Annotated in this window: 12 protein-coding genes; 8 read left to right on the top strand and 4 right to left on the bottom strand. The window is 42.6% G+C overall.

Annotated elements, in window-relative coordinates; all coding sequences use genetic code 11:
* Position 1: 1 nt before the first annotated feature.
* Entirely contained in the window at positions 2–1,315 is a 1,314-nt protein-coding gene (gene fucP / locus G509_RS0120300) for an L-fucose:H+ symporter permease (protein ID WP_026993222.1), read from the bottom strand.
* A gap of 171 nt (positions 1,316–1,486) precedes the next feature.
* On the opposite strand from fucP, the gene G509_RS0120295 reads away from it, so the two are divergent.
* From G509_RS0120295 to G509_RS0120280, 4 genes are all read left to right on the top strand, one after another.
* Positions 1,487–2,350 carry an AraC family transcriptional regulator gene (locus G509_RS0120295; protein WP_026993221.1) on the top strand — a complete coding sequence of 288 codons (864 nt, stop codon included), beginning with the start codon at positions 1,487–1,489 and terminating at the stop codon, positions 2,348–2,350.
* Between the two features lie 264 nt (positions 2,351–2,614).
* The gene (locus G509_RS0120290) at positions 2,615–3,505 is read left to right on the top strand and encodes an AraC family transcriptional regulator (RefSeq protein WP_026993220.1); all 891 of its coding nucleotides are present in this window, start codon (positions 2,615–2,617) and stop codon (positions 3,503–3,505) included.
* Between the two features lie 72 nt (positions 3,506–3,577).
* Complete coding sequence (locus G509_RS0120285) at positions 3,578–4,315, top strand: SDR family oxidoreductase (RefSeq protein ID WP_026993219.1); 738 nt, start codon at positions 3,578–3,580, stop codon at positions 4,313–4,315.
* Positions 4,316–4,427: 112 nt separating this feature from the next.
* Complete coding sequence (locus G509_RS0120280; RefSeq protein WP_026993218.1) at positions 4,428–5,303, top strand: NmrA family NAD(P)-binding protein; 876 nt, start codon at positions 4,428–4,430, stop codon at positions 5,301–5,303.
* Between the two features lie 16 nt (positions 5,304–5,319).
* On the opposite strand, the gene G509_RS0120275 is transcribed toward G509_RS0120280, so the two are convergent.
* Genes G509_RS0120275 through G509_RS0120265 form a run of 3 tightly spaced genes read right to left on the bottom strand, consistent with a single transcriptional unit; the run spans position 5,320 to position 7,624 of the window.
* Entirely contained in the window at positions 5,320–5,865 is a 546-nt protein-coding gene (locus G509_RS0120275) for a DNA-3-methyladenine glycosylase I (protein ID WP_026993217.1), read from the bottom strand.
* A 12-nt stretch (positions 5,866–5,877) separates the two neighbouring features.
* Complete coding sequence (locus tag G509_RS0120270) at positions 5,878–6,792, bottom strand: helix-turn-helix domain-containing protein (RefSeq protein ID WP_026993216.1); 915 nt, start codon at positions 6,790–6,792, stop codon at positions 5,878–5,880.
* Between the two features lie 19 nt (positions 6,793–6,811).
* Positions 6,812–7,624, bottom strand: a complete 813-nt coding sequence (locus G509_RS0120265; protein WP_035739404.1) for an SDR family oxidoreductase — start codon at positions 7,622–7,624, stop codon at positions 6,812–6,814.
* Positions 7,625–7,908: 284 nt separating this feature from the next.
* On the opposite strand from G509_RS0120265, the gene G509_RS0120260 reads away from it, so the two are divergent.
* The 4 genes from G509_RS0120260 to G509_RS0120245 all read left to right on the top strand — a co-directional run bounded on the left by G509_RS0120260 (position 7,909) and on the right by G509_RS0120245 (position 13,757).
* On the top strand, positions 7,909–9,552 hold the full coding sequence (locus G509_RS0120260; RefSeq protein ID WP_035739402.1) for a DUF6377 domain-containing protein: 1,644 nt from the start codon (positions 7,909–7,911) through the stop codon (positions 9,550–9,552).
* A 173-nt stretch (positions 9,553–9,725) separates the two neighbouring features.
* On the top strand, positions 9,726–11,939 hold the full coding sequence (locus G509_RS0120255) for a glycoside hydrolase family 3 C-terminal domain-containing protein (protein WP_026993213.1): 2,214 nt from the start codon (positions 9,726–9,728) through the stop codon (positions 11,937–11,939).
* A gap of 7 nt (positions 11,940–11,946) precedes the next feature.
* A complete protein-coding gene (locus G509_RS0120250) occupies positions 11,947–12,597 on the top strand; it encodes a DUF1349 domain-containing protein (RefSeq protein ID WP_026993212.1) in 651 nt (216 codons plus the stop codon).
* Positions 12,598–12,626: 29 nt separating this feature from the next.
* Positions 12,627–13,757 (top strand): acyltransferase family protein, encoded by a 1,131-nt coding sequence (locus tag G509_RS0120245; protein ID WP_026993211.1) that lies wholly within the window; start codon positions 12,627–12,629, stop codon positions 13,755–13,757.
* Positions 13,758–13,942: the final 185 nt, after the last annotated feature.

Here is a 13,942-nt window from a genome sequence, read left to right as displayed (position 1 = left end):
ATTATTGTATTTCTAAAGCAATATTATTTTCTGTAGCAGTGGGCCTCCATTTTTTCCATCCGAAGAAAAACACCACCAAAAAGCAAATTAGCGGCACCACGTAACCGTACTGTATGTTACCTGTAATATCTGATATATAACCCAAACCCAATGGTAGCAAAGCCCCGCCAACAATAGACATTACAATGAGCGACGACCCCAGTTTGGTATCCCTTCCTAAACCGGCAATGCCCATAGAAAATATGGTAGGAAACATGATAGACATAAAGAACGCAATGCCTATTAGCGCATATACGGTAACAATGCCGCTTGCAAAAATTGCCACCACGGTTAGCAGTATACTTATAATTGCATACAGCATAAGCAGGCGGTTAGGGGCTATGTATTGCATAAAAAATGTGCCTGCAAAGCGCCCCAGCATAAAGGCAAGGCCTGCTGCCCCGGCATACCAGCTGGCTTGGATTTCTGATATTCCGGCTGATGTGGTTACAAACCGGATAAAGAAACTAAGCACGCAAACCTGTGCCCCCACATAAAAAAACTGTGCTATAATAGCCCAAAGTAAATTTTTATGCCGTAGCGCATGCCTTATGTTAGAGCCTTCTATCTCGGCTTTGTTTTCTTTAATATCGGGTAATTTGGTAAACACGAATAGTATGGCTACTATTATTATAATGATGCCCAGCGTTAGGTAAGGCCCTTTAACACTGCTGGCTTCTTCCAGTAGGTAGGCTTCTTTGTCAGATGGTAGCATAGCCGCCAGTTGTGCCTCGCTGTAGTTGGTGCCCGACAGTATAAATTTACCACCCACAACCGGGGCTAAAAATGCTGCCAGACCGTTAAACGATTGCGAGAAATTAAGGCGCTGTGTGGCCGTTTTTGGGTCGCCCAAAACTGTAACATAAGGGTTTGCAGCGGTTTCTAAAAAGGTAAGTCCGCAGGCGATGATAAACAGCGCCCCCAGAAAGAAAATATATTCTCGGGTATCTGCCGCAGGCAAAAATAATAGCGACCCAATGGCAAAGAGGCTCAATCCTAATATAATACCGCTTTTGTAGCCGTATTTTCTCATAAAATAACCGGCAGGCAATGCCATTACAAAATAAGCTATAAACACAGAGAAATCTACAAAGGCAGTCTCCAGGTCGGTTAATCTAAATGCTTTTTTAAGGTGCGGAATTAACACCGGGTCCAGGTTGTGCACAAACCCCCAAAAAAAGAACAGGCTGGTTACCAAAATTAAAGGAAACAGGTAGCCACGGCTACTTTTTTGTGTAACCGGTGTAATAAAATCTGTATTGGAAGAGTGGCTCATGTTGTTACCTGAATAAATTACGAAATTGTTATAGTGCTAAACGGGTAATTACAAAATACGGTTAAATTTCCAGTTTAAAATTTTACCTTATTGTCTAAATAGTAAGCCATATTGTACGATATTTGTTTGATAAACGAAAATAAGTGCGCAAATTGCAAACTTTTTAAATTAATGAAACCACACAGATTAACCATAGCGTCGGGTTCGGCACAGTCGTTTAGCGGGCGGCATGATGTACTGCCCGATATTAACAACCGCTGGCATTATCATGACGAGCTGGAGCTTATTTATATAAAAAAGGGTAAGGGTACACAGTTTATTGGTGATAGCATCAGCAATTTTGCCGATGGCAATGTTGTGCTGATTGGCAGTAACTTACCCCACTTGTGGCAGTTTGACACGGAATATTTTAAAGAGGGGCTTACTGAAGCCGTTGATGTTTATGTGGTGCACTTTGCCCGCGATTTTTGGGGCAGGGATTTTTTAAACCTGCCCGAAAACCAGGAACTTAACAAGGTTATAGAGCATTCTAAGCAGGGTATACAAATAACAGGGCCGGAGAGAAAAGTTATTGCCGAATTAATTGAGGAAATAGTGGAAACATCGGGTAGCCGAAAAATTATTAACCTTATGGAGGCGCTGCTCGAAATTGGCCGCTGTAAAGAGGTTAACTATTTGGTGTCGTTCGGGTTTCAGTATGACTTTCAGCAAACCGAGCGCGACAGGATACAATCCATCTACAACTACACCATCCTTAATTATAAAAAGAAAATTGAGTTGCAGGAAATTGCGCAGGTAGCAAAAATTAGCCGAAATTCGTTCTGCAAGTTCTTTAAGTCGCGCACGGGCAAAACATACTCATTGTTTACCAATGAGATACGCATTGGGCATGCCTGTAGGTTACTGATAGAAAACAAAATGAGCGTGAAAGAAATTTGCTTTGAATGCGGCTTTTACAACTTTGCCAGCTTTCATAAATGTTTTAAAGACATTACGGGCATGACGCCCCTAAAATACCAGAAATCGTATAACTAATTTGATAATTTGGAAATTTGATAATTCGGGGATCTGGTTATTTGATGAGGAAGTGGATACGGTTATTTGGAGATTTAGTTATTTGTCTGGGATGCCTCTTAGCTCCAGAGGAGCGATATATGTATAAGATAAATATACCCTAACGGTATAGAGCTTCGGAGAAGCGGCATATAAATCAACATGCTATTTCTCCGAATTTAAAATATCATATATACATTTAAAATCAAAAAACTCAATTCAAAAAAATAATTCATAGCTTTAAGCATGCAACTACTCACTACTAATCAGCAATTACCGGTTTACTCTATAGTGCCCGATGATACCGGAAACAAACACTTTAGGGTGTATAATTTTGCGGGCACGTTGCCCAGCCAGGACGACCTGCTTATACCACACCGCAAAGACCATTACCTGCTTGTTTTTATGAGGCGCGGCGGCAGCAGCCACTGGATAGACATGACCCAGTACACGCTTAAAGACAATGCCATTTACTTTGCCGCCCCCAACCAGATTATTGTTAAAGAAGGGGTTGGAGAATTATGGAGCACCGGCATTACCTTTACACCCGAATTTTTATCGCTTCAGGAAAATGATGCGTTGAGCAGGCTGCCGTTTATTCAGAATTCTAAAAATGCACACGAATTACTGCTTACAGCGCCCGATATACTTTTTGTAGAAGATATGCTTAGCAAGATTGATACCGAATACCAACACCCCGGCGAATGGCAACAGCGCATGCTAACCGCGTACCTTTCGGTTTTGCTAACCTATTTAAGCCGCCTTTATACACAACAATATAAAGATGATGAGGCATCATCTGCAGATAAATTATTACTAAGGAAGTTTCAGGCGAAGATCGACGAGTCATACCGGGAACTGCACGAAGTAGGCGATTACGCGTCTATGCTCAACATATCGGCCGGGCATTTAAGCGAGGTAGTTAAAAACCAGAGCGGTAAGCCGGCCATTAAACACATACATAACCGCCTGTTGCTTGAGGCGCGCCGCCTGCTGTTTCATACCAATACTTCTTTAAAAGAAATTGCTTTCGACTTAGGATTTTCTGATGCCTCCTATTTTAACCGCTTCTTTAAGCGCGAAACGGGCATAACACCTGCGGAGTGCCGGGCCAACTTCCGTAAAATGTACCATTAATACCATTAGATGTGTTACAGGCACGCAGGGTGCAGGCTGTAATTTTGTACCAGTAAACAATTAAATACAATTATGAAAACAGTACTTATTACAGGAGCCAACAAAAGCATTGGCTTTGAAACCGCCAGGCAATTATTACAGCAAGGATATTACGTTTACCTGGGCTGCCGCGATATACAAAAAGGGCAGGAAGCCGTAAACCAGCTACAGTCGGAAGGCTTAAATAATGTAGAGTCTATTAATATTGATGTTAATAGCAAACAATCGGTTAAGGCGGCGCGCGAAGTGCTTGGCCAAAAAACTAAAGTGCTCGATGTACTTATTAACAATGCAGGCATTTTAGGCCCTGTGCCGCAAACATCGTTAGAGGCAGATACCGATGCCATTAAACAGGTATTTGATACCAACTTTTTTGGTGTGATAGAAACTACTCAGGCGTTTATCGACCTGCTTAAAGAGTCTGCCGAACCACGAATAGTTAATGTAACGTCTGGGTTGGGTTCTCTTACATTGCATAGCGACCCTTCATGGAAATATTATGCTGTTAAGGCAGCTGCTTATGTATCGTCTAAGGCCGCCCTTAATGCCTACACTATTATAACTGCTTACGATTTACGCGATACTGCTTTTAAGGTAAACGCTGTAGACCCCGGCTATACCGCAACCGATTTTAATAACCATTCCGGACCCGGAAGCGTGCAGGATGCCGCTGCCCGTGTGGTAAAAGCGGCCGTTTTAGGTGCAGATGGCCCTACAGGTCATTTTTTTAGCGACGACAATAACCCCGAAACCGGTATCAGTCCGTGGTAAGATATAGCCTTGCCTAAGGGTATATGTTATTAAAATTATAAAGTGCATAAGTGGTGATTTTCTTTTTGGTAACTTAAAAAAATATTAGGCTACTAAATTTAAATCATCATTTATGCACATTATTTTAGGGGGTACCGGCCACATTGGTAAGTCGTTATGCAAAGAATTGTTGGCGCAGGGCGAAGAAATACTTGTTATTACCCACAACCCCGATAACATTACCGAAATTAAAGCTACCGGTGCCGATGTTGCTGTTACCGATGTGTTAGATACCAACAGGCTACAGGGCATTATTAAACGCGGTAAGCGGTTGTATTTGCTTAACCCGCCCGCGGCTCCTTATACAGATACTGCTGCCGAAGAACGTAAAAGTCTGGAGTCTATCCTGGCGGCGCTTGAAGGAGCAGGACTCGAACGCATTGTTGCTCAATCTACCTATGGTGCACAGCATGGTAATGCCATTGGCGACCTTGGGGTGCTTTACGAAATGGAAGAGGCTCTTAAGGCTATGCCGGTGCCTGTTAGTATTATTCGGGGTGCCTATTACTACAGCAATTGGGATGCTTCTCTCGACACCGCAAGAACAGAAGGTGAAGTGTACAGTTTTTATCCGCCCGATTTTAAATTGCCCATGGCAGACCCTGCCGATATTGGCAAATTTGCCGCCCAACTGCTTACCGCAGAGGGTATGGCATCTAATCTTACTTATTTTACCGGCCCGCAAGATTATTCGCCTAACGATGTGGCTGCTGCTTTTGCAGAGGCACTGGGCAAACCTGTTACCGTGGTGCAAATACCCGAAGACGAGTGGGAAGAATCACTGATTAAAGTGGGCTTTAGCGAAGTCGCTGCGCAGAGCATGGTGAATATGACCAAAATTACGTTAGAGCAAAAATATGAGCAACCCGATGCACCGCAAAGGGGCAGTACCACTATAACCGAGTATATTAAAGCGTTGGTGGGAGTTGACGCTACAGAGGCTAAGTAAACAAGCTATCAGATAGCTACAGCATCCATAGGGCACCTGCTTTTTTGTTTTCGTTATATACAGGGCAGTTGGCTACGTGTGCGCCTGGTAGCATACCGATACTCATAAAAAACTCATTTACAATTTCGCCACCCGTAAATCTAAAGGTCTTTTTAAAGATCTTAACCCATTCTTCTTTGGTTTTTGGGTGCTGCATTTCGAGCCAGTTTTTAAAAGATCCGTGCTCTTTTTGCAGTAGCTGTATGGCTTTGGCGTTTTCTATAGCAGCATTAACTTTAAGGCGATTACGGATTATGCCGGGGTCGGATAAAAGACGCTCGCGGTCAATTTCGGTATAGGCAGCTACTTTGCCAATATCAAAATTATCGTAAGCCAGCCTGAACGATTCTTCTTTTTTAAGGATGATCTCCCAGCTAAGGCCTGCCTGGTTAATTTCCATAACCAGCCTGCAAAACAGTTCGTTATCTTCCTCGATCGGGAAACCGTAATGGTGGTCGTGGTACCTTTTGTGTAGGGCCTTTTTATCGGGGGCCATGGTTTCTATTGCGCTACAGTAAGACATTGTATATGTTTGTTAGTTAAACGATTGCCTGAACTCTACAGGCGAAATATCTGTTTTCTTTTTAAAAATTTTATTGAACGATTGCGGATGCTCAAACCCTAACTGATAGGCCACTTCGGCAATAGAAAATTCGGTAGTGCTCAATAACTCCTTAGCCTTTTCAATCAGTGCATTATGTATGTGTTGTTGCGTATTTTGCCCTGTATGAGCCCGCAGCATATCGCTTAAATAGCGGTTAGACACATTAAGCTTATCGGACAAATACTGCACCGTAGGCACGCCGCTTACCAGCGTTTTCTGTGTAGCAAAGTAGTCGGCCAATAGTTCTTCCATTTTGGCAACCAGGTCGTTGTTGGGCAGCTTGCGGGTAATAAACTGGCGGTTGTAAAAGCGGTTACTGTAATTAAGCAGCTGCTCTATTTGCGATATCATAATATCCTGGCTAAAGTTATCTATAGACAGCGTAAGCTCGTGCTGAATGGTACTAAAAATACCGGTAATTATCTCTTTTTCCTTATCGGAAAGATACAGCGCTTCGGATGCTGAGTACGAGAAAAATCCGTAATTTTTAATGTTCCTTCCCAGCGGATAGTTCCTTATAAAATCAGGATGAAACAGCAGGGTATACCCGCCATAATCGGCCTCCTCCTGCGTGGCAGAGATAACCTGGTTGGGCGATATGAACGACATGCCGCCTTCCTCAAAATCATAATAACCCTGCCCGTACTTTATCTGTCCCTTAAAATTCTTTTTAAACGATACCTTATAAAAATTGAGTATCATTCCCTTGGCAATCTCTTCGGTATCGGCAGTAACATCGCTGTAATCTACCAGGCTTAGCAAAGGATGCAGGGGTTTTGGCAACCCCAGTGCACGGTGCAGCTGTGATATAGAATTGAATACGTAAGGTTGTTTAAAATCTTTCATTGCTGCTAAGTTACTAAAGTTATACGGTTGCTGTTTCAGGTTCAAACAATTTTGTCATGCCAATCCTAAAAGCATCGGCACCCTCGGCCTGCCTTTTGGCTATCAGGCTAATGGCATCAATACCGGCAACGTAAGTCAGTTGGTCCTTACCATCGGTAGCGGCTTCGTACACACTTTGGGCAATTATTTCAGGCTCGGTAAAAATAAGCAGGCCGTTAGAAAATACCTCGTTTAGTTTTTGTGCCAAAGGCTCGTAAGCACTATGCCCGGCAGATTTCATACCTTGCATAAACTTACTTTTAATACCGCCGGGGGCAACGGTTTTAATGCCAATATTAAACGGGGCAAGCTCGTAGGCGATACTTTCGCTCCAGCCTTCCAAAGCCCATTTAGTGGCGTTGTACACGCTTGACAGCGGATTAGACGTAAGTCCGCAAACCGATGTTGTTGTAATAAACAGGCCGCTTTTTTTCTCCCTAAAATGTGGTATAAAAGCCTGTGTAACCCTAAGCACCCCTGTAAGGTTGGTAGCAATCTGGTCGGTTATCTGGTCATCGGTGCAGGCCTCCAAGGCGCCAAATAAGCCGTAACCTGCGTTGTTAAACGCCACATCTATATTGCCTAATGCTATGGCCTTTTGTGCGGTAGACCAAATCTGGTCGGGGTTGGTAACATCCAGCGGTAACAGTGTAACGTTTGGCAGGAGGTTAAGTTCGGTTTCTTTTTCGGGGTTACGCATGGTTGCTATAACGCTCCATCCTTTAGACTGAAATAATTGTGCAGTGGCTTTGCCCAGTCCGGCCGATGCGCCGGTAATAAAAATGGTTTTCATGATGATGTGTATTTATAAATTATTTACACTACAAAGATGCACCGGTACATAAAAGCCGCTGTAGCCAAAATGGTATATGTAGTAGCCGAAAATACGTGTAAGTAAATGGGTGAGTATAAGCCACGACTATCACAAATAATTAATAGAAATTTGATTAATTAGTGCAATTCATGGCAAAGAAAAATCACAAGTGTAATCTGTCTCATAAAGCCGCTGCTTAAATTATTATATTATTAAAGTGTATTGTTATATTTGTGTACCAAAAACATTTATATCCGCGACTTGTGAAAAACTTCCTGCTTTTTCTTGCCTTTATTTTATGCCTGCCATGTTGCTTTGCAAATAAACCCGACTCCATTTTTGCAGCGTTAAACTATGCCATAAAAAATAAAGAGCTGTACGTTAAGGAAAAGGAGAAAACGATAGCCGGTTACAAACGAATGCTTTCGGGCGACCTGTCGTTAGAAAAAGAATACGATTGCAATGGCAACCTGTATAAAGAGTACCGTAAGTTTAAACTGGATTCTGCCATTTACTATGTAAAAAAGAACCTGAGAATATCTAAAGCGCTCAGCAATAACGAACTGGACCAACAGGCACAATTGCAACTGGCCAACCTGTATTCGTCATCGGGCAGGTATCGGGAGTCAGAGATTATCCTTAAAGGCATCAGCACAAAAAACCTGTCTAAAGTATTGCTGCCCATTTATTACGAGGCCTACAGCCAGTTTTTTGAGCATTATTCTACCAATACGTATAACGAGCAGTACGTTACCTATATAGAGGTGTACCGCGATTCGCTGTTGTCGGTTTTAGATACCGCATCGGTTAAATACAAGATCAACCTTGCCCAAAAAAACATCTACAATAAAAATGTAACAGAGGCACAAAACAGCCTTCTTACCCTTTTAAAAACAGCAAAAAGTAAAGATCAGGACTACGCCATGATAGCCTACCTTTTAGGCGATACTTTTAAGATGCAAGACAAACCGGAGCAGGCAAAGGAGTACTATATTATTTCGGCTACAGCCGATATTACCAACGCCATAAAAGACAATGCATCGGTGCAAAACCTTGCCTTGATGTATTATGAAGCCGGCGATATAGATAATGCCTACATTTTTACAAAATCGGCTATAGCCGATGCCATTTTTTGTAATGTAAAGTTCCGTACGCTGCAAATGTCTGAGCTTTATTCTATTATAAACACGGCCTATTTGGATAAAGAAGCCAGGAGCAAGCAGCAACTGCAAACTTATCTTATATTAATCAGTGTGCTTTCGTTATTCCTTATATTGGCTGTAGTATATGTGTACAAGCAAATGAAAAAAGTATCGCGTATTAAAGAAGAACTGGGCAATACCAGTAGTAAGTTAGCCGATCTGAATACCGATATTAGCCGTGCCAACAGCGAATTGCAGGAACGTAACGCCCAGCTTTTTGAAGCCAATCATGTTAAAGAAGAATACATTGCCCATTTTTTCGACCTGTGTTCTACCTACATAAACAAGCTCGAAAATTATCGTAAAGCCTTAAATAAAAAAGCGAACGATAAGCAGTTGGATGAGCTGTTTAAAATGCTAAAATCGACCACGGTGGTAGATAACGAGCTGGAAGAGTTATACGAAAATTTTGATAGTATATTTTTAAACCTGTACCCAACCTTTGTAAAAGATTTTAATGCGCTGCTTGTAAAAGACGAACAGGTAACCTTAAAACAGGGCGAATTGCTTAACACCGAGCTCCGTATTTTTGCCTTAATACGTTTAGGAATTACTGATAGCGTTAAGATAGCGGCGTTCCTTAGATACTCTTTAAGCACCATTTATAATTACCGTACAAAGGCACGTAACAAGGCGGCAGTTTCGCGTGATGCGTTCGAGGTTATGGTGTCTAAAATAGGAAATATACCCGATAAATCACTATAAATAGTTCTTGTTTTACTACTTTTTTAACAGAGGGTAAATGTGTTATATGTCTGTAATTTAACTATTTAATGTTTGTAGGTTGCTACTTTTTTCTACCAAAAATTATATGTACACTATAACGTTATAGTTTTGTACTGAATGTTTTATAAAGAACCAATAATAAAATTAACTATATGTTTAAAAAAAGTATCGCGGTTATAGCCCTTGCTTTAACATCAATAGGCCTGCAGGCGCAAACTAAAACACCTGCTTATCTGGACGACGCCAAGCCCATGAAAGAAAGGGTGGAAGATGCCCTGAAACGCATGACTACCGAAGAAAAAATAGCGCTTATACACGCGCAGTCTAAATTCAGCTCGCCGGGTGTGCCGCGTTTGGGCATACCGGAAATTTGGACAACCGATGGCCCACACGGTATACGTACCGAGGTAAAGTGGGATGAATGGGACCAGGCCGGCTGGACAAACGACTCATGTATTGCTTTCCCGGCGCTTACCGCTCTTGCTTCTACATGGAACAAAGAAATGTCGGCGCTTTATGGTAAATCTATTGGCGAAGAGGCGCGTTTCAGGAATAAAAATATTCTTTTAGGCCCCGGTGTAAACATTTACCGAAGCCCGCTTAACGGCCGTAACTTTGAGTATATGGGCGAAGACCCGTTTCTTGCAGGCCAAATGGTAGTGCCTTATATAAAAGGGGTACAGGCCAATGGTGTGGCTGCCTGTGTTAAGCACTTTGCGCTTAACAACCAGGAGGGCAGGCGTAACGATGTAAATGTGGTTGTGGATGACCGTGCCCTTTACGAAATTTACCTACCGGCTTTTAAAGCGGCGGTACAACAGGGTGGCGCATGGGCCATTATGGGGTCGTACAATCAATATAAAGGCCAGCAATGCTGCCATAACGAGTTTTTACTAAACGATATTCTTAAAGGCGAATGGGGCTTTGACGGCGTTGTAGTATCCGACTGGGGTGGCGTACACAATGGCATGCAGGCCATTAAAAACGGTCTTGACCTTGAGTTTGGTACCTGGACCGATGGTTTATCGGCCGGCAGGAAAAATGCTTACGATAATTACTACTTAGCACAGCCATACCTGGATAAGATCAAATCGGGCGAGGTTGGTACTACAGAGTTGGATGATAAAGTGCGCAGGGTGCTTCGCCTTTGCCTTTTAACAACAATGAATAAGAACAGGCCATACGGCTCTTTTGGAACTGAAGAGCATGCACTTGCAGGCCGTAAAATAGCCGAAGAGGGTATTGTATTGCTTCAAAACAATAATAGCCTGCTGCCGCTTAACCTGACTAAAATTAAGAAGATTGCAGTTATTGGCGAAAATGCCATTAAAGCCATGACAGTAGGCGGGGGTAGCTCATCGCTTAAAGCTAAGTATGAGGTTTCTCCGTTAGACGGAATTAAAAAAAGGGTAGGTAACAAGGCTCAGGTAGTGTATGCACGTGGCTATGTTGGCGATGCCAAGAGCGATTATAACGGCGTTGCCTTTGGCGCCGACCTTACCGAAAAAAGAACGGCAGAACAGCTTTTGGCTGAGGCTATTAAAGTAGCTAAAGATGCCGATGTGGTTATTTTTGTAGGTGGCTTAAACAAAAGCGATTACCAGGATTGCGAAGGCTACGATCGTAAAGAGCTTGGCCTGCCGTACAACCAGGATAAGGTGGTTACAGAGCTTGCAAAAGCAAACAAAAACATTGTGTTTGTAAACATATCGGGCAACGCGGTGGCTATGCCGTGGGTAAAACAGGTTCCTGCTATTGTGCAGGGCTGGTACCTTGGTACAGAGGCCGGTAATGCGCTGGCATCAGTACTAATGGGCGATGTTAACCCGTCAGGCAAGCTTGCCTTTACATTCCCGGCTAAATTAAACGATAACGGCGCGCATGCCCTTGGAGAATTTCCCGGTGGCGATGAGGTTAAATATAACGAGGGCCTTTTTGTAGGCTACCGCTGGACCGAAAAGCAAAATATTACTCCGCTATTCCCTTTCGGGCACGGCTTAAGTTACACTACTTTTGAATATGGTAAAGTAACGGCCGATAAAACCAGCATGGCAGCATCAGATAAAATAACCTTTTCTGTAAAAGTAAAAAACACGGGTAAACGCGAGGGCCAGGAAGTGGTTCAGCTGTATATAGCCGACTTTAAATCGTCGTTACCGCGCCCGGTAAAAGAGCTTAAAGGGTTTGAAAAAGTAAGCCTTAAAGCCGGTGAAGAAAAAACGGTAACGTTTACCATCAATAAGACTGATTTAAGCTTTTTTGATGATAAAAAACACGAATGGGTTGCAGAGCCGGGCGATTTTGAGGCTGTTATAGGCGCATCTTCTTTAAACATTAAGGGTAAAGTACAGTTTGTGCTTAAATAGTAAATTTATGAAGAAATTACTTTTAGGCGCAATAGCATTATGTTCGGCCACTATGGCATTTTCTCAAAGCCTTGAAAAAATGCAGTGGTTTAACGAGCCTGCAAAATGGGAAATAAAAAACAACAGCCTGATTATGCAGGTTACCCCAAAAACCGATTACTGGCGCATATCGCACTACGGCTTTACAGTAGATGATGCCCCTTTTTATTATGCCAATTATGGCGGCGAGTTTGAGGTGAAGGTAAAAATTACCGGCGCTTACAAAACCCGTTTCGACCAGATGGGGCTTATGATTCGTACAGATGAGAAGAATTACATTAAAACCGGAGTAGAGTTTGTAGATGGTAAATTCAACATTAGTACCGTTGTAACCCACGACAAGAGCGACTGGAGCGTTACCACGTTAGATAAAGCCCCACCGTTTATATGGATCAAGGTAGTGCGCAGGCTGGATGCCGTTGAGGTATTTTATTCATACGATGATAAAACGTATATTTTAACCCGAAACGCGCCTTTGGAAGACAATAAGCCGGTAATGGTGGGCCTTATGGCGGCAAGCCCCGATGGTAATGGTTTCGAAGCTAAATTCGAGAATTTTACCGTTAAACACCTGCCGGACCAGCGCCGTACCGACTGGCTTAAAAGCCACCAGGAATAACTATTTACCTTACTATATAAAACGTATAAATGAGCACAGTAGCTGTAAATTCTAAACCACATTACCTTATACTCGATGGCTTGCGTGGCGTTGCTGCCATAATGGTAGTTGTTTTCCATATTTTCGAGGCACACGCCAACAGCCACCTCGACCAGATTATCAATCACGGGTACCTGGCGGTCGACTTTTTCTTTTTGCTTTCAGGCTTTGTAATTGGCTATGCTTATGACGATCGCTGGCACAAGCTAACCCTAAAAGAATTTTTTAAACGCCGCCTTATCAGGCTACAGCCCATGGTAATTATGGGTATGATAATTGGCGCAGTGTGCTTTTACTACCAGGACTCGGTACTGTGGCCGCAAATTAGCGATGTACCCGTATGGAAAATGCTGTTGGTTATGGTTATTGGCTTTACGCTGATACCGTTAACACCATCGCAGGAAATAAGGGGCTGGGGCGAAATGCATCCGCTAAACGGACCCGGATGGTCGTTATTTTTTGAATATATAGCCAATATTATGTATGCCCTTTTTGTGCGTAAGTTCTCTAAAACGGTACTGGCTATTTTGGTGATACTCTCGGGTGCAGCGTTGGTGCACCTTGCGCTTACGGCACCTGCGGGCGATGTTGTGGGCGGCTGGTCTATAAATGCTGAGCAGCTAAAGGTTGGTTTTAGCCGTATGATGTTCCCCTTTTTTGGAGGGTTGTTGTTAAGCAGGATGGCTAAAATTACTTACATTAAAAATGCATTTTTATGGTGTAGCCTGTTACTAATAGTTGTGCTTGCCATGCCGCGCATTGGCGGTGCCGATAACTTATGGCTTAACGGAATTTACGAGTCGGTTACCATTATATGTATCTTCCCGCTTATCGTATATTTAGGGGCAAGCGGTACCGTTCATGGAGCAGCTTCCACAAAAGTGTGTAAGTTTTTTGGCGATATTTCGTATCCAATATACATTACGCATTATCCGCTAATTTACATTTATACAGCCTGGGTAGCCAACAATAAGGTTTCTATACAAGATGGTGCCCCTTATGCTATACTGTTGCTGGTATCGGCAATAGTGATAGCTTATGCATGCTTAAAACTGTATGATGAGCCGGTTAGAAAATGGCTGGGTAAAAAATTCCCAAACAAAAACAAGGTTACAGTTTAAATATATTAGAAAATTATAAAAAGTCGGCTAATGCTTTATTGCGTTAGCCGACTTTTGGTTTAAAGGTAATTCAGTAATCAATTCGCTATTTTTTTGCCTTGTGCATAAAAAAATGCGGTTATATTTTCTATATGTGTTATATTTACACAATATCTCTAACGGCCTGCATATACTGTGTTTTATGC

This window comes from Flavobacterium subsaxonicum WB 4.1-42 = DSM 21790, assembly GCF_000422725.1.
GTDB classification, from domain to species: Bacteria; Bacteroidota; Bacteroidia; order Flavobacteriales; family Flavobacteriaceae; genus Flavobacterium; species Flavobacterium subsaxonicum.
This window is presented reverse-complemented; position numbering and strand designations above follow the sequence as displayed.

Coding starts and splice junctions, on each gene's coding strand:
- fucP (WP_026993222.1), bottom strand. CDS start 1,315: ATGAGCCACTCTTCCAATACAGATTTTATTACACCGGTTACACAAAAA.
- G509_RS0120295 (WP_026993221.1), top strand. CDS start 1,487: ATGAAACCACACAGATTAACCATAGCGTCGGGTTCGGCACAGTCGTTT.
- G509_RS0120290 (WP_026993220.1), top strand. CDS start 2,615: ATGCAACTACTCACTACTAATCAGCAATTACCGGTTTACTCTATAGTG.
- G509_RS0120285 (WP_026993219.1), top strand. CDS start 3,578: ATGAAAACAGTACTTATTACAGGAGCCAACAAAAGCATTGGCTTTGAA.
- G509_RS0120280 (WP_026993218.1), top strand. CDS start 4,428: ATGCACATTATTTTAGGGGGTACCGGCCACATTGGTAAGTCGTTATGC.
- G509_RS0120275 (WP_026993217.1), bottom strand. CDS start 5,865: ATGTCTTACTGTAGCGCAATAGAAACCATGGCCCCCGATAAAAAGGCC.
- G509_RS0120270 (WP_026993216.1), bottom strand. CDS start 6,792: ATGAAAGATTTTAAACAACCTTACGTATTCAATTCTATATCACAGCTG.
- G509_RS0120265 (WP_035739404.1), bottom strand. CDS start 7,624: ATGAAAACCATTTTTATTACCGGCGCATCGGCCGGACTGGGCAAAGCC.
- G509_RS0120255 (WP_026993213.1), top strand. CDS start 9,726: ATGTTTAAAAAAAGTATCGCGGTTATAGCCCTTGCTTTAACATCAATA.
- G509_RS0120250 (WP_026993212.1), top strand. CDS start 11,947: ATGAAGAAATTACTTTTAGGCGCAATAGCATTATGTTCGGCCACTATG.
- G509_RS0120245 (WP_026993211.1), top strand. CDS start 12,627: ATGAGCACAGTAGCTGTAAATTCTAAACCACATTACCTTATACTCGAT.